This window comes from Vibrio owensii CAIM 1854 = LMG 25443 (assembly GCF_000817815.1).
Classification (GTDB): Bacteria; Pseudomonadota; Gammaproteobacteria; order Enterobacterales; family Vibrionaceae; genus Vibrio; species Vibrio owensii.
Map to the genome: position 1 here is coordinate 17,325 of NZ_JPRD01000079.1, position 21,114 is coordinate 38,438.

Annotated in this window: 21 protein-coding genes; 11 read left to right on the forward strand and 10 right to left on the reverse strand. The window is 45.7% G+C overall.

The features are described 5' to 3' along the window. Positions 1-121: 121 nt before the first annotated feature. Both H735_RS28500 and H735_RS28505 read left to right on the forward strand, forming a co-directional pair. A complete protein-coding gene (locus H735_RS28500; RefSeq protein ID WP_020197199.1) occupies positions 122-661 on the forward strand; it encodes a TetR/AcrR family transcriptional regulator in 540 nt (179 codons plus the stop codon). Between the two features lie 107 nt (positions 662-768). Next, positions 769-1,278 carry a GNAT family N-acetyltransferase gene (locus tag H735_RS28505; RefSeq protein ID WP_005438896.1) on the forward strand — a complete coding sequence of 170 codons (510 nt, stop codon included), beginning with the start codon at positions 769-771 and terminating at the stop codon, positions 1,276-1,278. 54 nt (positions 1,279-1,332) lie between these two features. Here H735_RS28505 and H735_RS28510 read toward each other — a convergent pair whose 3' ends face one another. From H735_RS28510 to H735_RS28540, 7 genes are all read right to left on the reverse strand, one after another. Continuing rightward, positions 1,333-1,767: a hypothetical protein gene (locus tag H735_RS28510; RefSeq protein ID WP_020197198.1), complete on the reverse strand. Its 435-nt coding sequence runs from the start codon at positions 1,765-1,767 to the stop codon at positions 1,333-1,335. 2 nt (positions 1,768-1,769) lie between these two features. Further along, on the reverse strand, positions 1,770-2,582 hold the full coding sequence (locus tag H735_RS28515; RefSeq protein ID WP_020197197.1) for a TIGR02594 family protein: 813 nt from the start codon (positions 2,580-2,582) through the stop codon (positions 1,770-1,772). Positions 2,583-2,878: 296 nt separating this feature from the next. Beyond that, complete coding sequence (locus tag H735_RS28520) at positions 2,879-3,634, reverse strand: class I SAM-dependent methyltransferase (RefSeq protein WP_020197196.1); 756 nt, start codon at positions 3,632-3,634, stop codon at positions 2,879-2,881. Positions 3,635-3,659: 25 nt separating this feature from the next. Then, a complete protein-coding gene (locus H735_RS28525) occupies positions 3,660-4,289 on the reverse strand; it encodes a class I SAM-dependent DNA methyltransferase (protein WP_020197195.1) in 630 nt (209 codons plus the stop codon). A 106-nt stretch (positions 4,290-4,395) separates the two neighbouring features. Continuing rightward, on the reverse strand, positions 4,396-4,908 hold the full coding sequence (locus tag H735_RS28530) for a protein disulfide oxidoreductase (RefSeq protein ID WP_020197194.1): 513 nt from the start codon (positions 4,906-4,908) through the stop codon (positions 4,396-4,398). Further along, the gene (locus H735_RS28535) at positions 4,905-7,016 is read right to left on the reverse strand and encodes a protein-disulfide reductase DsbD family protein (protein WP_020197193.1); all 2,112 of its coding nucleotides are present in this window, start codon (positions 7,014-7,016) and stop codon (positions 4,905-4,907) included. The genes H735_RS28530 and H735_RS28535 overlap by 4 nt, the downstream gene beginning before the upstream one ends. A 66-nt stretch (positions 7,017-7,082) precedes the next feature. Then, positions 7,083-7,481, reverse strand: a complete 399-nt coding sequence (locus H735_RS28540) for a hypothetical protein (RefSeq protein ID WP_027726792.1) — start codon at positions 7,479-7,481, stop codon at positions 7,083-7,085. 139 nt (positions 7,482-7,620) lie between these two features. On the opposite strand from H735_RS28540, the gene H735_RS28545 reads away from it, so the two are divergent. Then, a complete protein-coding gene (locus H735_RS28545) occupies positions 7,621-8,526 on the forward strand; it encodes a LysR family transcriptional regulator (protein WP_020197191.1) in 906 nt (301 codons plus the stop codon). A gap of 66 nt (positions 8,527-8,592) precedes the next feature. On the opposite strand, the gene H735_RS28550 is transcribed toward H735_RS28545, so the two are convergent. After that, positions 8,593-11,727, reverse strand: coding sequence for an HD domain-containing phosphohydrolase (locus tag H735_RS28550; protein WP_020197190.1), 3,135 nt, complete (start codon positions 11,725-11,727; stop codon positions 8,593-8,595). Positions 11,728-12,074: 347 nt separating this feature from the next. On the opposite strand from H735_RS28550, the gene H735_RS28555 reads away from it, so the two are divergent. The 4 genes from H735_RS28555 (at position 12,075) to H735_RS28570 (ending at position 16,282) form a co-directional block, all read left to right on the forward strand. Beyond that, positions 12,075-13,406 carry a paraquat-inducible protein A gene (locus H735_RS28555; protein WP_027726791.1) on the forward strand — a complete coding sequence of 444 codons (1,332 nt, stop codon included), beginning with the start codon at positions 12,075-12,077 and terminating at the stop codon, positions 13,404-13,406. Further along, positions 13,399-15,045 carry an intermembrane transport protein PqiB gene (pqiB, locus tag H735_RS28560; RefSeq protein ID WP_020197188.1) on the forward strand — a complete coding sequence of 549 codons (1,647 nt, stop codon included), beginning with the start codon at positions 13,399-13,401 and terminating at the stop codon, positions 15,043-15,045. Before H735_RS28555 ends, pqiB begins: the two co-directional genes overlap by 8 nt. Next, the gene (locus H735_RS28565) at positions 15,045-15,614 is read left to right on the forward strand and encodes a PqiC family protein (RefSeq protein ID WP_009707000.1); all 570 of its coding nucleotides are present in this window, start codon (positions 15,045-15,047) and stop codon (positions 15,612-15,614) included. Before pqiB ends, H735_RS28565 begins: the two co-directional genes overlap by 1 nt. 95 nt (positions 15,615-15,709) lie before the next feature. Next, the gene (locus H735_RS28570) at positions 15,710-16,282 is read left to right on the forward strand and encodes a TetR/AcrR family transcriptional regulator (RefSeq protein WP_020197187.1); all 573 of its coding nucleotides are present in this window, start codon (positions 15,710-15,712) and stop codon (positions 16,280-16,282) included. 113 nt (positions 16,283-16,395) lie between these two features. On the opposite strand, the gene H735_RS28575 is transcribed toward H735_RS28570, so the two are convergent. Then, positions 16,396-17,898 (reverse strand): arylsulfatase, encoded by a 1,503-nt coding sequence (locus tag H735_RS28575; RefSeq protein ID WP_020197186.1) that lies wholly within the window; start codon positions 17,896-17,898, stop codon positions 16,396-16,398. 9 nt (positions 17,899-17,907) lie between these two features. Beyond that, a complete protein-coding gene (locus H735_RS28580) occupies positions 17,908-18,294 on the reverse strand; it encodes a DUF4345 domain-containing protein (protein ID WP_020197185.1) in 387 nt (128 codons plus the stop codon). Positions 18,295-18,734: 440 nt separating this feature from the next. Here H735_RS28580 and H735_RS28585 point away from each other — a divergent pair, with 440 nt between their 5' ends. The 4 genes from H735_RS28585 (at position 18,735) to H735_RS28600 (ending at position 21,036) form a co-directional block, all read left to right on the forward strand. Further along, on the forward strand, positions 18,735-19,514 hold the full coding sequence (locus H735_RS28585) for a hypothetical protein (protein ID WP_009707005.1): 780 nt from the start codon (positions 18,735-18,737) through the stop codon (positions 19,512-19,514). A gap of 82 nt (positions 19,515-19,596) precedes the next feature. Further along, positions 19,597-20,079 carry an SRPBCC domain-containing protein gene (locus H735_RS28590; protein WP_005438955.1) on the forward strand — a complete coding sequence of 161 codons (483 nt, stop codon included), beginning with the start codon at positions 19,597-19,599 and terminating at the stop codon, positions 20,077-20,079. A 157-nt stretch (positions 20,080-20,236) separates the two neighbouring features. Next, the gene (locus tag H735_RS28595; RefSeq protein ID WP_020197184.1) at positions 20,237-20,476 is read left to right on the forward strand and encodes a hypothetical protein; all 240 of its coding nucleotides are present in this window, start codon (positions 20,237-20,239) and stop codon (positions 20,474-20,476) included. A gap of 107 nt (positions 20,477-20,583) precedes the next feature. Then, positions 20,584-21,036 (forward strand): hypothetical protein, encoded by a 453-nt coding sequence (locus tag H735_RS28600; RefSeq protein ID WP_020197183.1) that lies wholly within the window; start codon positions 20,584-20,586, stop codon positions 21,034-21,036. Positions 21,037-21,114 lie beyond the last annotated feature (78 nt).

Genomic DNA, 21,114 nt, shown 5'->3' on the forward strand with positions numbered 1-21,114 from the left:
CTTCACTCCTAAAACATCAATCAAGCGGTTTTGATCCTATTAAGACTTGACGGAAGATCAATAAACGCACTATCATTCGCGAAACTGACCAATTGGTCAGTCGGTATGTAGAGTGAACACAATGGACAAAAGACAACAGATCATTGAAGTTGCAACGCAGTTATTTGCAGAACACGGTTTTGAGAAAACGCCCGTCTCCACCATTTGTGAGAAGGCTGAGATTTCAAAGGGTTTGGTGTTTCATCACTTCAAAAATAAAAACGAACTGTTGAGAGAAGTTTTTGTTCATATCACTCAGATTATCGAAGAAACCGATAAAAATGATGAACACGTAACCGAGAGTAACGATCGCCTAGAAGCCATGATCCACTCCATCTTCGATGGCATGACGGTTCCTGAACATCGCAAGATTTACCAGTTCAACTTTAGTGTGATGGTTCACCCGACAACCAGAGCGATTGTTGTCGACCTAATAGATGAACGTTACATAGGTTTACAGACATCTACTGAAGAAGTCTTCCGCTCGCTAGGACACGCAAACCCGGCAGTGGTGACAAAAATGTTCATCGCAGAGATAGACGGCATTGCCATGAACTACTTACTGAATGAAGACTTCCCTATCGAAGAAATCAGACAAGAGTTCATCAAAAAGTACTGTTAGAAATACAAAAAATCATGCACATATCGATGCATGATTTTTTTGGCCAAACCTACTGACTGCACGGTCAGTCAGTAGGTTCATTAAATTTAAAAACGAAGGAGAAACCAATGAATACACCTTATCAAATTCAATACGAAGCGTTCGCAAAAGCAGGTGGACTATACGATGAGAGACACGCCAAACTCTATGCAGAATTTGCCGACAATCTTATTGCAGATGGGAGCTTTTCAATCGTCTACGAAGGCGTGGCACATGCATGCTATACCCCTATCGTGATTGATGCAGCACCACACCTAAAATGCTATGTACTTGCGCCACTAGCCGTACTACCTGAATACCAAGGCAAAGGCTACGCGACAAGATTGATGGAAGAAGCAGAAAAGCAGTTAGATGCTGACGTTATCTTTGTGATGGGCGAGCCGTTCCACTACGGAAACCGCTACAACACGCCGCACAATGTGTTGCCACCAGTAAGAACTCAAGCTCCTTTAGAGTGTTGGTTTGCACGTGAGCTTACACCTGGCGCATTAGATGGTATCGGCGAATCAACCTCATCCATCAAAGGCCCTTACGCAGAACCATTGATGTGGGGTCATCCAGACGAGCAGGTTCAATAACACCTAAATAACAAAAGCCCAAAACACTTGTTTTGGGCTTAGGTAAATAAGATTCTACTGGTCACAATGTGCAAAGACTCTTTGCTTGTCAGATAGGTTTTTAGCGGCTTCTTTCGCTAACAAAATTTGTTCTTGGGTAGCTTTGAATTCAGAGCCGGTTCCCGACCAGTAGTACCCTTGCTCATCATGACAAAGAGTGATGATGATTGGATCATTTCCAATTTTAGGGGAGTCTCCAATCTCTGTGTACATATCGAAAGTGATGTTGGTAGTAATGTGGCCTCGAACTCCATCCAGCACCTTAGCTTGAACCTTATAGTAGTTATCTCCACCGTCTTTCTCTGGCCCCTCAAAACCAGTTAGTATCACAACAGCCGAGTATGGAGTCTCACCTATTGCTTCAATCAGGGCCTCACTTGTAGGCGCGTTATCTTGAGAGGCACAAGCAAACAAACTGACTAGACCTAATAAACTGATTAATTTATACATACTTAACTTTCTGCACCTGCTTTAACCGCCCCTTTTGTATAGATAGGTAGCGTGCCTTTTGTATCATCATAACTATTAGGAACAACAAACTTATCCCATGCTGTAAGAGGATACTTAGCAATGTTTACTTGATTGTTTTGGTTTCCACCCAACATGTATAGGTACTTTCCATCGGGACTCTTACCTACGACAAACGCCACATGACCACCACCCCTTCTCGTTTTAATTCCTAATGCACCATGAATTGGGCTAGTGACACTTTTACCAAAAGCTTCCCATTCCTTTGCTCTGTATGCCTCTTTCACTGGTTTTATGCCATGTTGTTTGAAGACCCACGCAACAAATGAACCGCACCAAGCATTTTGACCTCCAGAATCATCGGTTCCCCAAAATTTTGATGCAGAAAAATACTCCAAAATCCTTGGGTTTGCTTTTGTCCCAGAAACTTCCGTTTGCCCTAATTCACCAAAAGCGGTTTTCATCCAAGTAACTTTAGTTGTTAAGCTTTCCACCTGAGGTTTAGAGTTCTTTCTAGGCGAAGTTGACACGACACTATTGAGCTTTCTATGTGTTTTTCCATTCACGTCAATACGCCCATCTGGCCTCACCATAAATATCAATCTACGTTGGCAAGCCTTAATCGCAGCTACAGTTTTGGACGACATTGGATTGCGTCCGAGTGAGCCATCAACAACCAGCTTTGGTCTAAACCCAATCGCGTTTTGATGATGGTTCAAAACTTGTTGAACAGCTATGATATCGCTCTTTGCATTAATACCACCGACCCCTACAGAACTACGAATTTTCAGTTGCAACTTTTTCTCTCCCTCAAGCTTGGATTGAGAGAGTAGTTAAGTTTATGGACGAATTGAACAAATACAACACTGGTACACGATGGACTACTAAAACGAAATAAGCTGTTGGAACTATTAGTTACACGCACTTACGACGGACATCACTAAAGACTAGCCATGCAGTTTTTTGGATTGGCGCTGAGCGCTTGAAATACCGCATACTCTTTCAATACTCTACGTTGCTTAAATCCACATGTTGCGGGCAAGTGAATACAGACTTGATGGCAGCTCTCCTTGCATGGTGTTCTCACAATAAATCAAAGCTTCTCTGCGACGCAAATTAGGTTGTTTGAGTTTTCAGAAAACTTATCTTCTGCCCACGAGCTGTATTTTTCGGTAATACATAAACCCGCCTGAGCAAGAAACGCTTCAATTTCAGATAACTTTCGATACTTCAAGTCAATGCTTGAGTAGACCATTGTCCCATCTTGATAATGACGTTCTTTCTTCAAATAAAGTACTGTATTTTCAGCGTCATAACGTTCGCTCATTCCCATGTACTTTACTTCGCCTTTGTCGGGCAATTCATAGGTTTGCCACAGCGACATTTCAGCATCAATTTCCAAGTTATCCGGCATTGGTAAACGGGTATCAAAGATGAAACGCCCACCTCTATTGAGGTGATTAGAAATCGAATTAAGGACACCAACTAGCATCTCATCGGAGAGGAAAGCTTGGAAAGCGTTGCCCGTCATAATCGCGATGTCGAAGCGTTTATCTAGAGAGAATCGAGTGGCATCCTGTTGCAAGAAAGAAAGGTTATCTAATCCCTGCGCTTTTCGTTTAGCATGTTTTAACATCCCCTCGGCAATATCAATACCGACAGCATTATCGAGCTTCTTCGCGACAGGTATGGTGACAATACCCGTACCACAGCACACATCCAGCAAACTTCGAGCACCCATCGCGGTAATGTGCTTTTGGATCAGAGCGATATCATCTTCATAATGTTTATCATATTGAGCATCGTATTCCATGCCTGATGCAAACTCACTGAGATCTTGTGTCTTCAAAAACAGTCCTTGTTTATTTAACTAATTAACTTGGCTTTCTTAGCTCTAAGAGCAGGTAACGACATACATAGCCTGCACCTGATGTGTAGCCGACGAGGTTTTCTAACGACACCACTTCTAGCCCTGCATTTTGGCTGAATTCGCGGACTTCACTCTCGGTGTAGGCAGTATGTACAACCGTGCCGCTGTAGGTATTTCTTGGTAGGTCTTTTCCATCTGGGTCGTGACATTGGAAACTGATAAAACAGCGTCCATCAGCATTGAGCTTGTTTGCAACGCACTGAAGTAGCGATTGGGGATTGATAAGGAATTCCGTGAATCCGAGAGCGGTAATGATGTCGAAGGTTTGATTGAAAATTGGAGAGAAAGGTTGGTCAAGATTATGAACGTTGACACTTTGATAGAGGTTTGTCTCGCGTGCTTTATCGACCATTTTGGATGAAATATCCAAGCCGTGTAGAGTAACGTCTGGGTAATGCGTTTTGATGACTTCCCCAATACTGCCTGTGGCACAAGCCAAATCAAGAGCAGAAGCTTGTTGGAGATTGAGCGTTTTTAACTTCCCATCTATCCAGCGCGGACCAACGTATTGGCTGTCTTCGATTAATTTCTGATAGCGCTCAGATACTTCATCATACATTTTAGCAACGTCCATGATTCCTCCTTGATCTTTGAACGTTTGCCAATGTAGCACGCCATACTCACCTGCACACTTATGTCATTGTAAAAGCGTGAAAAAAGTCGACGTGCTACGCATTGATTTAGGCCATCCAGATCCTTGCCAGAATGCCTATTGGCGTTGTAACGCCTGTGGTAATTGAGCTCACCTCTCCATCTTTTAACACATAGATGGTCGGAGTCACGCTAATGCTCCATTCTTGCATGATGGCGTTTTTCGGATCGTTGATGTTATCGAACTGGTAGTCTTTAGACTGCATGAACTTTTGCACCCGTTCTTGCGGGCCAGACGCGCCAGATACCGCAACCACCTCATAGTAATCACTCAACCAACTCACGCTTGGGCTCACGAACTTACACGCTGGACACCAAGTCGCCCAAAAGTACACCACAACGGGTTCTTCATGGCTTTTGGCAATCACATCGACAAATTCGCCATCGGCCATGATCGCACTCAGAGGCGGAGCTTGCTCTTTAGGGATGTCTTTGGTGCGATACCAATCCATGGCGACCGAAATCACGGTCACCATAAGGACGAGTTGTAGCGCTTGACTGAGCCAGTATTTGAGCGACTTGCGCTTTTTTACTGTGTTCACTTAATCGCGCCTCCACTTGCTTGTTCGATTGCTTTCACCACCACATCGTCAGTCAGGATCACTGGCAGAGGAATCCCCTCTGGTGCTGCTGGGCCATATACGATGTTAAATGGCACACCAAAGCGACCATGCGCACGTAAGAAGTCGGTCACTGAGCCATTCGGATGTGTCCAATCGCCTTTCAGTGTTGCCACGTTCGGGCTTTGCAACAGTGAATAAACCGGATCTTGCCAGATCACGCCGATCTTGTTGGCTTTACAAGTCACACACCAATCAGCAGTCACATCGACGAACACCACACGGCCATTCTTCACGTGGTCCGCAATCGCTTCGTTTGACAGTTTTTCCCAAGCCAAATCTTCTGGCAATGGCGTCGCCCAATGATTTGCAGTCACACTGCCTAGTACCAGACCACCAGCAATCAGAATCAACGAAACCGTGCCAGAGATCGCCAACGCTTTATTGCCATAAATACGCTTAACACGCGCCATGATGACGATGAACGCAACTAGACCAATCAGAATGACCCAAAATACCGGTAAGTGATTCGCCATCAATGACAACAACCACGCACTGGTTGCCAACATCATGATGCCGAATACGATTTTCACGACATTCATCCATTGGCCTGGCTTTGGTAGCTTGAGTGCAATGCCCGGGAAGATAGCCACTAAGATCCAAGGCAGTGCCATGCCCAGAGCTAACGCAGTGAAGATAGCAAACAGAGTCACCACATCTGCACCCAGTGCAAACGCCACCGCAGTGCCTAAGAAAGGTGCTGAACAAGGCGTTGCTAACAAAGTCGCGAACATACCTTGCACATAATGCCCAAGCAGTGAGTTATCCCCTTTTGAAGCCAACCAAGTGTTCGTACCCGAAGACAAGCGAATTTCAAACAAGCCAAGCATGTTGGCACCAAACAGTCCGGTCACCAACAGCATTAGACCTAAGAACCAAGGGCTTTGGAATTGAACGCCCCAGCCGATGGCATTACCGGTGAGCTTCAACACTAAGATAAAGCCAGCCAGCAACCAGAACGAAGTAAGAATACCTAGCGAAGAAGCCACGAACTGAGTGCGAATCTGACGACGCTCAACCCCTTGCGCCGCTACGATGCTGCTTAACTTCATGCCGAGAACTGGCAATACACAAGGCATGATGTTGAGAATCAAACCACCCAGTAACGCGAACAAGAAAATGTTCACCAGTGATGTACTTGGTAAGGCTTCAGTAATCACACCCGCTTTGGCTTGCGCGGTTTCTTGCGCCAATAAGTTGTTGTCTTTGATTGAGACATAAACCGATTGGTTATCCAGCTCTACGTCACCCAACCAAGTATTGACTAGGTAGTTGGCAGTAAGCGTATTGCCCTCTTGATGCAGCCCTTCTAATTTGAAGCTGTAATCGCTGGTTGCTTCGTCAACGCCATCAACCAACACTTCTGGTTTTTGCCAACCTTGTGAGTTAGTCAGTTTGATTTGCAGCTTAGATTGGTTTGCATCCCAGTTCGCCTCAGTCACTTCAACAAATGGTGAAGCTTGAGGCACACTGCTTACCGCTTGCGCGTAAGTGAACATCACATCTTCATCGACTTGAAGATCGGAAGGTAGGAAAGACAGTTGAATGTGGTAATCCGTCAGGACACAAATCGTTGTACATGAAGACAGCGTCAGCGTTGCATCAATCGTCACTGGCTTGTTCATGTCTTCGACGTGCAACGTCATTGGAAAGACAGTGTCACCTTTGTAGCCTAGCGTCTCGATGCCAAGCAGTTCGTATTTCTGCGGGTACGGCCATTGCCAATCCACTTTGGTCAGATTTTGTGATTTTTCCCAGTCAATGGAAGGTGCAACACCGCCTTCACCTGGCGAACGCCAATAGGTTTTCCAGTCACCGGTCAGTTTGACATCAAGGTAACCTGTAATGGTGTTGGTATTCGGGTCTTGCTGTCCGGTTAAGACAAAGCGTGTCTGCACAGGTGGGTGCTGAGGATTGGTCAGCCAACCTGTGTCCGTCGTTTGTGCTTGGGCAAACAGCGAGAATAAGCTCAGTGCCAACGTCATGATGAGCATCAACGCAGCTTGAGTCGTTTTTTTCATGTGGTTCATAGTTATTCCTAGTTAAAACAAGTGTAGAAAAAGACTGACGATTCGAAACTCGTCAGAAATCACTTGTCATTCATGGAATACACACAGGGTGAGATGGACTCGATACTTTCGGGCTATCGGTTCGGTCCATTGCCTTTTGCTGGCGAACGCACAACAGCGCCACACGACAAGCGCGAGAATGCCAACAAACAAAACAACGACCAAGGTTTCCAGTTGTTGCTGAGCAAATTGAATCAGCTTTTCAGACAACTCACATTTGCCAGATTTGTGCCCGCTCTCTGCTTTTACGATTTTGACTTCATCGCCAACGACCGCAGAAGTAGAGCTCGCGTCATATTGCATTGCACAACTGAACATCAAGCCAGAATTTTTCATCAGACACACCACAATCACCCAGCCAATTAACGCTAGGAGCCATTTGCCCTGTTGTCGTGACGCAGCAGATTGTGAGGTGGATGAATGCATTCTAACTTCGATAAATGTGGAAACGCCGGAAATCATACGCAAGTTAGCATAAACCTCAAGTGGTATGATTTTTTGCGTCGCTCTCATTGGTAACTAATTATGATAGTCTTATGACTACCGTTTCCGTAAATAATTCAACATGCTCAATAAAGTTAATCTTGCTGATATTCGCTCGTTCGTTTTGATCGCTCAACTGGGCAACTTCACTAAAGCGGCAGAAGCCCTTTCGGTGTCGCGTTCTCATGTGTCTCGCCAAATCAGTGGGCTCGAAGCGCAAATGGGCGTGACCTTGTTGACCCGCACAACAAGGACGCTGCGCCTGACTCATGCCGGAGAGCGTTTCTATCAAGAATGTGAAAAGGCACTGCACGATATCGACCAAGCGTTGATCGCGGCGGTCGACGACACTCAAGAAGTGCGCGGTTTGATTCGCGTAAACTGCGTGGGTGGTTATATCGGTGAAGACATCATTGCTAAATACGTCAATGAGTTCATGTTGGAATACCCGAACATTACGGTCGATCTCGACTTCTCTTCACCGCGGATTGATTTGATTGAAGATCAGTTCGACGTTGCGATTCGCATGGGCGAGTTGGAAGACGCAGGTTTTGTCGCGCGTAAGCTGATGATGATTGATATGGTGACGCTTGCAAGCCCGAAATACTTGAAGACCTATGGCGAACCCGTAACCCCAAAAGAGTTAGCCAAACATCGCACGCTAACGGGCTCAGTCACTCGCTGGAGTTATCGTAACGTTGCTAATCCGAAAGAGCACAGTGATGTGATAGTGAAAGGCAATCTGCGTTGCAAGAACGGCCGCGCACTTGTGATGGGCGCACTACACGGTAACGGAATTATTCGTGTGCCATTGAGTTACTGTGACGAGGAAGTCGAGCAAGGCCAACTGGTCAAAGTGATGCCGGAATGGGAAATCCCGTCTGTGCCACTATCTGCCATTTTCCATCGTGATCGCTACCAACCTAAACGTCTTCGTACCTTCATCGATTTCGTCAAAACCAAATTTGAACAAGACTTTGATGTTTAAGTTTGGCGCATAAAAAAGTGCGTAAGAACCGAAGCGCTTACGCACATTTTTCAAACTTGATGAAGGTTAAGATAGCTTCTCTAAGTAGCCCTCAATATCGACATCATCAATAAGCTCATCTGGCAGATAGCGCTTGGCGTAACTTAGGTAAGTACCACTGGTTAACAGCAGCTTAAATACGTCTTTATCAATGTGTCCACCGAGTGCCATTTTCGACATAATGCTGATTGCCTCACTCAAGGACTTGGCTTTCTTGTAAGGTCGATCAGCCGCGGTTAACGCTTCGAAAATATCCGCTACTGCCAGAATACGTTCAGGGATTGATAGTTCCTCTCCCATCAAACCTCTCGGATAACCAAAGCCTTCCATCGCCTCGTGATGCGTAGTAGCGTAACGAGGAACGCGCTCAAGTTCGGGTGGGAACGGTATGCTTTCGAGCATCTTGATTCCGCTGATCATGTGCTCATTAATCTTAAAGCGCTCTTCTGCTGACAACGTGCCGCGCTGCACGGCCAAGTTATACAGCTCGCCATGGTTGTAGAGCTTCTCTGGCACCGTCATATTGATGCCAAACTCAGGGTCGAGATCAAACGGCTGTTCACGCTCAATTACATGCTCAGGACGATCAGAAAGCAGCTTCTCTGTTGCTGGCGTTGGTTGCGGTTGATAACGCGTTTCTTCTAATGGCGATAAACCAAGTCCACAATCGAAGTAACGCGTCCACTCTTTCTCGGCCAACTTGTGCAAACGTTCGATGTCTTGCTCCGACATAAACTCCGCCCCCACGTTCGCATTGGCGACAAATTCGAACTCTTCTTTCAGCGCCGCAAATTCTTGTTCCAGTGCTTGCTCGGGTTGCTCATCCACACCCATAGTTTTTAGCTTTTTGAATAGATATTGAATCTGCGCATCTCGCCACAGCACCTCGAACCGCATGCGAACTTCGTGAATGCGGTTGTAGTTGGTTTCTAGCTTACTGCCTTTATCGACCACATACTCAGGCGTTGCGATCTTGCCACAGTCATGAAGCCAAGCTGCGATGCGGAACTCACGACGCTCTTCATCGCTTTCAAAAGCGAACGACTCAAACGCCCCTTGATCTGATTTCTCAGCTTCTTCCGCCAGCACCAAAGCAATCTCCGGTACACGGTTACAGTGCCCCGCCGTGTACGGAGACTTTTCATCGATTGCGCGTGCGATAAGCTGAATGACAGATTCAAAGAACTCATTTTGCCTTTGCTCAAACTGCTTAAGCGAGTTGCTGCCTCGCATCACTGAAAGACCAAGTTGGTGAATTTCTTCAATGCGAGAGTGAACACGCTGCACTTTGTCGTATTCGCGGTCGCGAACAAATCTGACTTGCTTTCTCAACATATTGATTGGCTGAGAGATTGGTTTCGCCATCTCCCATGCTACGGGAATCAACAACGCAAGAACAAACAAGGATGCGCCCACAGCATATAGCGTCACTTCATTTACACCGGACATGACATAAGCTTGTGGAATCACGACAGCAAAGTAACGCTCTTCCTTGTGGGTAAGTTTGGAGACGAAAACATATTTGTCTTTCCCATTGATCTCCACCAATTGAACCGAGTTGATGAACTCAGGATCTTTGGCAAATTTGACCAATTCTTCGTATGGCGTAAAGGTATAAGTCGACAGTGCTGCCTTACCCTCAAACCATTTTTCGCGCAGCTCTTTTCTTTGCTCTGGCGTAATCGCATCAATGGCGCGGTTAATGATCTCAACGAGAGGTCTTTGTTCCTCATTCGCCAAGTAGTAAAACGCGTTGGAGAGGTTGGAATCCTTAACTAAAGTGATGGCTAAGTTCTGACGGAATGTTTCGCGTATTTTGTTGACCAATATTTGGCGAATGTCGAGCACAGCGACGATGTCACCGTTCAATACCCCGTCGATCGCATCGTGCAAAGAAGCGTAATTGACGATGGTCATTTGCGGGTACGCTTCTAACAAGTCATCTTGAATGCTCCACCCTTTCAACAAACCAATTCTTTCACTCTTCACTTGCTCTAAGGTATTGATGTGCTTGTTCTCTTCTGTGGTGAGTAACGCAAACTTTGCGTGATAAAGAGGCTCACCCACTACACCGATGCTCGAAAGGTCATCTTGGTCGGCAATCGATTGAAGAATATCGATATTGCCATTTTTAAAGTCGTTGACGAGCTCATTCCAACTTCGACCGTTCACAAACTTAAACTTTAAGCCGGTCATTTCCGAAATCATCTTAAACAGATCAATCGAGAAGCCATTTGGGCGACCGCCAACGGTGTAATCAACCGGCGCCCAGTTATTTTGGTTCGACACTTTCAACTCTGGTGTTTGGGCGACCAGTGCTCGCTGCTCATCCGTTAAGTTCACAGGTGAAACCAAGGGCAAGCGCTCTTCGATATCGATCATCTTGTTGGTCGCAATCAATCGACCGTTCGCTTGGTAGATAAACGCTTCCGCTTCTGACGCTTGCTTATTTTCGATAAAACGATTGGTGAGTTGAGCCTCAAGCGAGGAGAGAAGAATGTCCACCCCCACCACTGTATCGGATTCAGGCACCTTAATGGAGAAGGTTTCCCCTGAGACTTTTAGCGTGTTAAACAGATACGGAGAAGTGTTGTAAGTATCATCGTAATCGGCATTTTCAAACCAGCTACGCTGAGTCGGAATAAAGTTACTGAACTCATCTGAAGCATGGCGTGATACGAAGTTTTCATCGTAGTAAATACTCACCTTACGACGATCTCGCTTCACACCACTATGAGCGACCAACAACCATTTATCGCCGGGTTGCGCTTCCACACGGGAACGTATTTCATCTGAAGAAAGGTTGATCAGCTGGAAGAAGTCATTGTTCGCTTTGGCAACAAAAATACTGTGAATGCTAGGTTCTCTTACCAGCAATTTAGACAGAGGGATGATGATGCTCTCTTCGGGTGTATCTACCCCAATGAGCGACACCAGCTGCGCGCCACTTCGTGTCACGTTCTCTGCTAAGTTTTGTAAATTGGAGAGATGACTCGATACCCCTGTCGCGATGGCTTGATATCGAGTGAGGGTGTGTTGCAGCTCAGTTTTTCTTGCAAAGTGGTATTGCAAAACTATCGCTACACCTACTGTCACTAGGGTACAGAAGACAAACATCAACCCTAGCACTGTCCTTAACGAAATGCGTTTACGTTTTTTCATCGTTTTATCTTGGAGTAATCCAAGCGCCTTAATCCTTTAACCAACTGAAATTATTGTATAAAAAATGAATTTCAGCCAATCACAATTTAGTATCATCGGTCACAATTTTTCGATACTAAAGCGATATAATAAAACATGCTACCGTCACGATTCAGAACATCCATCATCTATGCCAATTCTGGTCAGACGCTCTTCCGTTGGCAGCATCAAATAAAGCTCAAGCCGGCCTGTGTGGCCGGTTTTTTCTTTTAAACAGGTAAGAAGCTTGTAAAACATTCCCGCAAAAACAAGCGCATATCGATAAAAAGGGTTATTCTTAGTTATTAAAAGTACGAAATAATAACTGAATGAGCACTCAACCTAATTCACGTCAATTGATCTCCTGTGAGGAGTGTGGCTTGGTCGTTCGTGTCCCGGACATCGAACAAGGTCAAAAAGCCCAGTGTCCTCGCTGTGAGCATGCGCTAACCAAAGTCAATGCGAAACCGTATCAAAGCGTTATTGCTGTGTCGGTGGCTTGCCTGATCACCTTGGTTTTAAGTGTCTCCTTCCCATTCATGTCATTCAGTGTTCAAGGCCTTTCTCAAGAGATCACCTTAATGCACGCGGCGAAGATGTTGGCGGAATTTCATAACGCGCTACTCGGTGCGCTGCTGCTCGCGACTGTGGTCGTGTTACCCGCTATCTATGTTAGTTTGATCCTCTTTCTTCACCTTGAAGCCTTAAAATCAATCAAACATCCGTTGGGTAAAAAACAAATCCGCATGGCGAAAACGCTGTGTCGACTCTTATTCCGAGTCGAGCCTTGGCTGATGGTTGATGTATTTTTGATTGGCGTTTTGGTGAGCTTGATTAAGATCGCCTCACTGGCTGAGATTGGCATGGGCAGTTCATTCTGGGCATTCTGTGTTTACACCATCTTGGTTGTTAAGTGCATTTCGATGGTCGATAAGAGTTGGCTGTGGGGACACTTCATTCCTGCGATTGAGCTGCCGAATGTGAAAGAAGGTGACACGCACCACAATGAAAACCACATTGGTTGCCACACCTGCCATCAGCTCAACCCTATTGAAGACAAAAAGCATCAGAAATGTATCCGATGTGGCAGCCCGGTTCATAAGTACAACCCGCGAGATAATATCCAGAAAGCGTGGGCGCTGTTGTTTGCCTCGATCATTTTCTACATTCCAGCCAACCTTTATCCAATGATGTACACCGTGAGCCTTGGTCACTCAGAGGGCTCGACCATTATGGAAGGCGTAATTCTGCTGTGGAAGTTGGGCTCCTACCCGATTGCTGCGGTCATCTTCTTTGCGAGTGTATTTATTCCGATGGCCAAAATGCTCGCCCTTGCATGGCTGTATTACAACGCCCAAAAAGCACAGTACTTGCCGCCGGAAGAAAGTATTTCGCGTTTAAAAATCTACCGAATCACTGAGTTCATCGGCCGTTGGTCAATGATTGATATTTTTGTGGTCGCAATTTTGGTTGCACTGGTGCAATTGCAAAACTTAATGGCGATCTATCCTGGCCCTGCAGCACTCTCCTTTGCTGCGGTGGTAATTTTCACCATGCTCTCTGCAATGATTTTTGACTCGCGTTTGTTGTGGCAAAAGCCGCAAAACGAAGCGCAGGAGCCAATGACTAATAACTTAACTGAGAAAGCCAAATATGAGTGATGAGAACAAGACAACCGCTCAAATAAAACCGCAAAAGCAGGTCTCTGCGATTTGGATCATCCCGATCCTTGCGTTAGCGATGGGAGCGTGGATGTTGTTCCAATACATCAACAGTACCGGTCCAGAGATCACGCTGAAGCTACCAACTGCAGAAGGCATTGAAGTCGGCAAAACCGAAATTAAAGCACTGAACGTGAAAGTTGGGGTGATCACCGACGTCAAGCTTAGCGAAGACTACGATCACATCATCGCAACGGCGCAAATGAACAAAGATGCCAAACGCATGCTGCGTGAAGACTCTATGTTCTGGGTGGTAAAACCGCGCATCGGCCGTGAAGGTGTGTCTGGTCTAGAAACCTTGTTGTCCGGTGCATACATCCAACTTCAACCAGGTAACTCTCAGGTTGAGAAAGAACGCTTTGATGTGCTTGATGTGCCACCAGTGGCCTCTCCAGATGCAGAAGGTTTGCGCATTGTTCTGACTCATAAAGAAGCGGGCAAACTTGGGGTTGGCGATCCCGTGATCTACAAAGGTTTTACGGTAGGTCGAGTTGAAACGACGAGCTTCGATGTCGACACTCGCCGCGCTTTATACCAATTGTTTATCTTCAAGCCATACGACAGCCTAGTACGTACCAAAACCCATTTCTGGTTAAGCTCTGGTGTCGATTTACAGCTCAATGCAGAAGGCTTTGAAGTGAAATTTGGCTCACTAGAAAGCATGATTACTGGCGGGGTCACCTTCGACACCATTTCTGGTATTGGCGATGGTGATGAAATCAAAGAGGACATGACACACTTCCGTCTGTTCGATGATGTGAAACAAGTGCGCGAAGGCATGTACGACGACTACATTCAATTCGTCATGATGTTTGAAGAATCGGTGCGTGGTCTAAAACGCAAAGCACCCGTGGAATACCGCGGCCTTCGTATCGGTACGGTAATGAAAGTGCCAATGCGTATGCCAACGCCAGAAGAGGATTTCTCTGCGAAGAAGATTCCTGTCTTAGTGCGTATCGAATTGGGTCGCGTGTACAACAACCTACCTGCAGACAAATTGCCTCTGTTCAAGGAAAAGCTGACAGAAGAGTTTGCCAAAGGGCTTCGCGGTACACTAAAAACCGGTAACTTACTAACGGGCGCTCTGTACATCGACACCGACTTCTACCCAGATGAAGACCCATACGTGCCGAGCAAATTCGAAGACTTTGACGTGTTCCCGACCAAACAAGGTGGCTTTGCTCAGGTTCAGCGCCAAGTGAATGACTTCCTAACCAAGCTAAACAGCTTACCAATGGAAGACACGTTGAACTCACTTAACAGAACACTGAAGAACTCAGAAAAGACGCTGGCTTCGGCAGAGCGTGTTGCAAGCAGTGTGGATCGTCTCCTCAACCAAGACGACACCAAAGCGATTCCTGCGGACATTCGCAAGAGCCTAGAGCAACTTCAAAGAACGTTGGATGGCTACGGTCCAAACTCCACCATGTACAGCGAAATGGAATCAACACTGAAAGAGCTTGAAAAAGTAATGACTGAGTTCAAACCGGTGCTAAAACAATTGAATGAAAAACCAAACTCATTGGTGTTTGGTGAAGATGAAGTAAGCGATCCAATTCCAGCGAGAGGGCAAAAATAATGAAACGCGGACTTTTATTGATTTCTGCCCTACTGGCAGGTTGTAGTAGTGCTCCTGAAGACACAGGCGCTTTGTATGTCTTACCGGAAGCAAGCTCAGCCAAAGTAAGCGATACAATGATTGCACAACGCCCACAACTTGTGGTTCGCCCAGTTGAATTGGCAAGCTACCTTGCCGACAGTGGCATTGTGTATCGCGCTTCAGAGACTCAGATCATCCAAGCGAAGCATAATCAGTGGGCGCACAGTATCTCTGAGCAAATCACGACACGTGTAATCGACGAACTGCGTAGCAAGCAAAGCCAATACTGGCCGGTAGAAGTAAATAACCTGCTCGACCAGAGTGATGAGAGCAAGCTTCAATTGTCGTTAAGTAAGTTCAACGGCAGTTATGAAGGCAACGCTGAAATCGAAGGTGAATGGCTCCTTGTTGATGCTAACGGCAAAGTGAAGACCAGCGCACCAGTCAAAATCAGCATGCCTTTACAAGATGAAGGCTACGATGCGCTTGTCGATGCACTATCAGTGGGTTTGAACAACCTGACAGACCAAATCGCAGCGCAGCTATAACACTCCTCGCCCATTCAGTTCTCTGAGTGGGCGACTTTTTCTCCCCTTGTTTTCCCGATACACTGTAACCCTGCCCTTTTAGTGAGTGATAAAGAATGAAAGACATGCGACAAGCGTTGCTCGATGCCGGATTGCATTTGGTCAATGAACACGGCTTTGCTGGTGTGGGTTTAATGAAGATCATTAACGAAGCACAAGGTACTAAAGGGTCGTTTTATCACTACTTCAAATCAAAAGAACACTTTGGTGCGATTTTGCTGCACGACTACTTTGAAACGCACCTTGAGCGTCTCGAACGTTTTTTGAGTGACGAATCCAAAGCGCCAAGCGAGCGCGTACAAGCCTATTTTGATGATTGGTGCGTCGTTAAGTTAACCGACGATTTTCGTATTCAATGCTTGGTCGTCAAGCTCGCTGGTGAAGTTTCTGGTCACGACACTGAAATGCAAAGTGAAATGGCTGCGGGCACTAAGAAAATGATTGAGAAAATGACGACTTTCTTTGAGCGCAGCAATCAAGAAGGCACGCTTTGTTTGTCTGCACCGGAACAAACAGCAAGAACACTGTTTAGCTTGTGGTTGGGTTATACCTTGCTTGCGGCAATGCAAAAAGATCGCGCAATTTTAGATGATGCGATGCAAACCACCGTCAAGCTGTTAAACGAGTAAGCAGAACCTCTCACATACTCGGCAAAACACAGCACATATATCGAGATAAACCATCAAGATAAAGACAACAAAGCCAGCATTTCGCTGGCTTTATGTTTATTAGATGGGTAATGCTAATTTCCGACTCCACCGACGGTTTCTGCAGGTGTTTCTGGCGTCACTGGAGGCCACTTTTTGAAAGTTTCCAAATGCTGCTGAACAGCGGCTTGGGCAGGACCAAAGGCCCACATTTTCTGCCCCATCCATTTTAAGTACATCCCGGATTCTTCTTCCGCTCGTTCATAAGGATCTTGGCGTAGGTTGAATAACAGTGGCGCATTCAACTCTTCTTTCGGGCCACTCCAACCGTGGTTTTGTACCACAAAATGTGCTTTCCAATCACCCACACGAACGGCTTGCAGTTTATCGCGCTCGTAGTAAAAGATTTCGTTGCGATTAGATTTGCCGTTGTTGGTTAGCATTTCCATTTGGTTGTAGCCATCAAGGTGTGCTTTGTGGCCTTTGTAACCTTTCAGCATTTGCTGTTTTAAATCAGCAGGACCACCAGCTGCTTCAACCAACGTCGGCAGTAGATCCATACCATCAAACATACCGTTGCTGACTTTATTTGCTGGGATTTTTTCAGGCCAACTGATCAAGAAAGGTGCTCTAACCCCACCCTCCCATGTTGTTCCTTTCTCACCATGGAAAGGCGTCATGCCTCCGTCTGGCCATGTCATGATCTCAGGCCCATTATCGGCGGTGAAGATCACTATGGTGTTGTCAGCAACGCCGAGCTCTTCAAGCTTCGCAAGCATTTCTCCAACGTGGTCATCGAGGTCTTTCATTACGACCTCTTGCAATCCCCAACCGTTGGTACCAAGCATCGCTTCATATTTCGGAGAGAGGTGCGTCCATACATGGCCCCGTGATGGGCAGTACCAAGTAAAGAAAGGTTTTTCGGCCTTCACCGCACGCTCAATAAAATCGATCGCATGCTTGTTGACCTCATCATCAAGAGTACGCATTCGCTCAATGGTGAGAGCGCCATCATCTTTAATCGACTGACCACCTTTTCCATCGGCTTTCGCATGAATGACATTACGTGGCGCAAACTTTTGGAAAGCTTCATCCTTCGGCCAATCAGGATCTTCGGTGTATTCCATTGCGTTTAGGTGGTAAAGCCAACCCCAATACTCGTCAAAGCCGTGCATAGTTGGAAGAAACTCATCGCGGTCACCTAAATGGTTTTTACCAAACTGCCCTGTGACGTAACCAAGCTCTTTAAGTAACTCAGGCAGAGTTGGCGTATTTTGGTTAAGCCCAACAGGACCACCTGGTAGACCGACAGTGTGCATGCCTGTTCTTACCGGTAATTGCCCAGTCAAAAAAGCAGAACGCCCTGCAGTACAAGATGGCTGGGCGTAATAATCGGTAAGTAACATGCCTTTTTCAGCGATGCTATCAATGTTTGGCGTCTGGCTACTCATCAACCCACGGTGATAAGCGCTGACGTTAGAGACACCAATATCATCAGTAAATATCACGAAGATATTGGGTTGGTCCTGCGCTGCGGTTGCAGCGAAGGACGCCAATGAAGCCAATCCTAGCGCTATACGACGAAGTATCCCTTTCATAGATTTTCCTTATGCTGTTTGCTCTTCTTTTCTGATCATCTTCAGCCCCACCAAGCCAAAGCCGAACTCCAAAAATAGATACACGACTAACAACCAATGCGGCATTCCGTCTACTAGCAAACTCAAGAGCCTTCCCATCGCTAAGCCCCACATAAAAATGACCAAGCTATACAGTGCAGGTAGACGATATTTGGTGCTCATCGCCCCCATTACCCAAAACATAGCGAGCGCTAAATATAATCCCATGACCGCTCGGAAAATGTGGCTAACGTTCACCGAGGATGCATCAATCCCAAATAAAAATGAGAGCGAGTCAACCGGTGAAAAACCATAAGAAAGTGCAATTGGGGTAAGACCTGCCGCAGCTAAGAGAAGAAAAATACTTTGAATTTTCATGACGTCTCCTGATTCGCTGTTTCACATACAGCGTAGTTAAATTAACAAATTAAACAAGTTGCATATCTAATGCGTTTTTGAAAGAGGCTTGATGAAGCCTGTGTGTCTTTAAGCAAACATCAATAAAGGCGCCAAAATGCACAAACCGGATAGCAGGACGTTTTCGATTTTCATCTGGGATTCTCCGTCAAATGTCATTCCATCGACGTTGAATATTGAACGCGTTACTACGCTCTTCGATGGTCAAAGAATACACAATACAAACCGGTCGGTCTAGAGTTATTTACAAAAAAGATCTTAGCTCGATCATAGGGAATCGCTATCACGCTGAATTGAAAAGAAAGTTATCCATAAACCTGAGATTTTGAATTACTGCAATCCATGCTCTACGCTAATTTTGTGCAATTCATTTAATAACGATTACAAACACGGACGTTGATATGGCTAAGATGACCTTCCCTTCTATCGCCCTTATTTCCTCGCTTGCAGTGGCACCAAACGCAATAGCAGAAGATACGCAATCCCCACCAAGCAACTGGCAACACAGTGTCGAGATCTACATGCTCGCCTTAAATATCAATGGTGATACCACCATGGGTAACTTCTCTTCCAGTCTCGATGTCGATCCAAAGTTCATCATGGATCATCTCGACATTGGCGCTATGGCAAGGCTTGAAGGGGTATATCAAAACAAATGGGGTTACTACATCGATTACAGTTTTATGGACCTCAGTGGTGACGTAAATAACCTGTCAGGTATTCTCCCAAATGTCAGTTATCGTGCTGATTTGGAAATCCGCCAAGGCGTTCTAGAAGCAAAAGCATTTCAGCGTGAAACCTACTCCTTCGGCATGATCGATTACATGTTTGGCTTACGTTGGTGGGATAACGACATCAAGGGCAAGGTTTACCGCAATGATAACCGCATTCTGGTGGATAGGCTCAACATCAAAGAAGACTGGGTTGATTTTCTGATGGGTGTTAGATGGATCAATGACCTAACCAAAGATTGGCGCTTTCATGCCAGCTTGGATGCCGGTTTAGGTAAAGACACCAACTTTACCTATGCGACCCAATTTGGTTTGCGTTACCACATTAATGATTGGTCAGACGTTAACCTCGCTTATAAATCCACTTGGGTTGATTACGTAAACGAAGGAACCTTTGAATACGATACAGCCTCACACGGCTTCTTAATCGGTCTTGGTTTGTACTTTTAATCACTTTAGGGCGAAGTGTTTCGGCACTTCGTACCGGATTCTCCTAAGCTAATAAGAACGAGTGTCACAAGGTGTTGCTTAGATGAACAAATCGGAAGTTATCTGGCCGGATTATTATCATCCCAAACATTCCCACATTCATGTGCGTAGCCAAATCGAAATCCCCGAGCCTCCCGAGGTTGTTTGGCAGCACTTAGTTCGTGCTCATGAATGGCCTGCGTGGCGAGACGGAAAAACCATGGTGCAGATCCTAAGTGGTGACAGCACATTGTGCAAAAACACCATGTTTCGTTGGAAAGCCTCTTGGCTAGACTTCCATTGTACGGTTGTCGAATACACACAGCATCAGCGCTTGGCTTGGAAAGGGAAAAAAGGCGGCGTTGATATGTATCACGCGTGGGTGTTGGAACCAACCAAAACCGGTTGCAGTATTGTCACCGAAAGCACGCAACGTGGTGGCATGACTTGGCTTACCAAATACTTCGCACCAAAAAGGTTGAGAAAATACCATCTCAAATGGCTAGAAGAGTTATGTCGTCAGTCTCATGGTCACTGCGGCAAATAAGCACCAATGCTCACCGCCTACCGACGGATATGTACAATAAATGCTCCCTCCCTGATCTCAATCATATTTGAGACACATTGCATGAGATACCCTTAGCGAAAACTATAAAACCCAGTCATATGACCACATGGTCAATAGATAAGGCGCTTGAGCAGCAATGTCGATTAACATTTCAGATCTAACCACCGCATTAAGCAAGGTGGAGCACATCCACAAAGTTCAATTGGAAAACGTGCATCAGTTTTTTAAGTCTAACGAAACTTTCTCGGTAAAAGCCTTTAGCCAAATTGTGGCGACGGACTCTATTGATGAACGTTTTAAAGCTATCGACAAAGAATTTGCTTTGTTGGGCGATGCTAAAACTTACCTGCTAGAGGCTTCTTACTTGGTTGCTTAGGAACAAAGCCAACTAAAGTAAAAAATTGCGCTTTCAAACCTTAAATGAGATTTATTTTTAATCGCATTACTGCTAAATTATCAGCAGTTATCGTATGAGGTTTTGCAATGAACGCGAAGAAAGCGCTAAAAAAATTGAAGAAGAAAGCGGTTAAGAAAGTCGCCTCTTCTTCAAACAAACAACTTAGTGCATTAAAGAACAATGCATTAAGTAGCGTTGTCACATCTCAATCCCGCACTTCTTCATTACAAAGTGAACTCGTTAATGAGCTAAAAGGCGTAGCAAACCAAGCTGCAATGAGCGCAGCTTATGAACTTGCCGCCCCACTCAATCCGCTGTTGTCTTGGTTTAACGATGCGGGAGGTGTGGTCGATTTCACTACTTCAGCTAAAAAAGCGTCAACGCCACTACCTAAGCAATCTGCCAATGATGCAGCACCTGCATTTTCGGTAAAATCAGTGGGACATTTACCCTTAAAGTCACCACCTTGCAAACGATGCCCTGCTCTTTCTAACGGCATTTGTAAATGTGCAGCTAAAAAGTTTAGGTTGAGCGCATAAATTAACGCGCTAGCACCCACAGATTGGATCAAAAAAGCCCGACATCACGTCGGGCTTTTTGCTATTCATTTTTCGCGG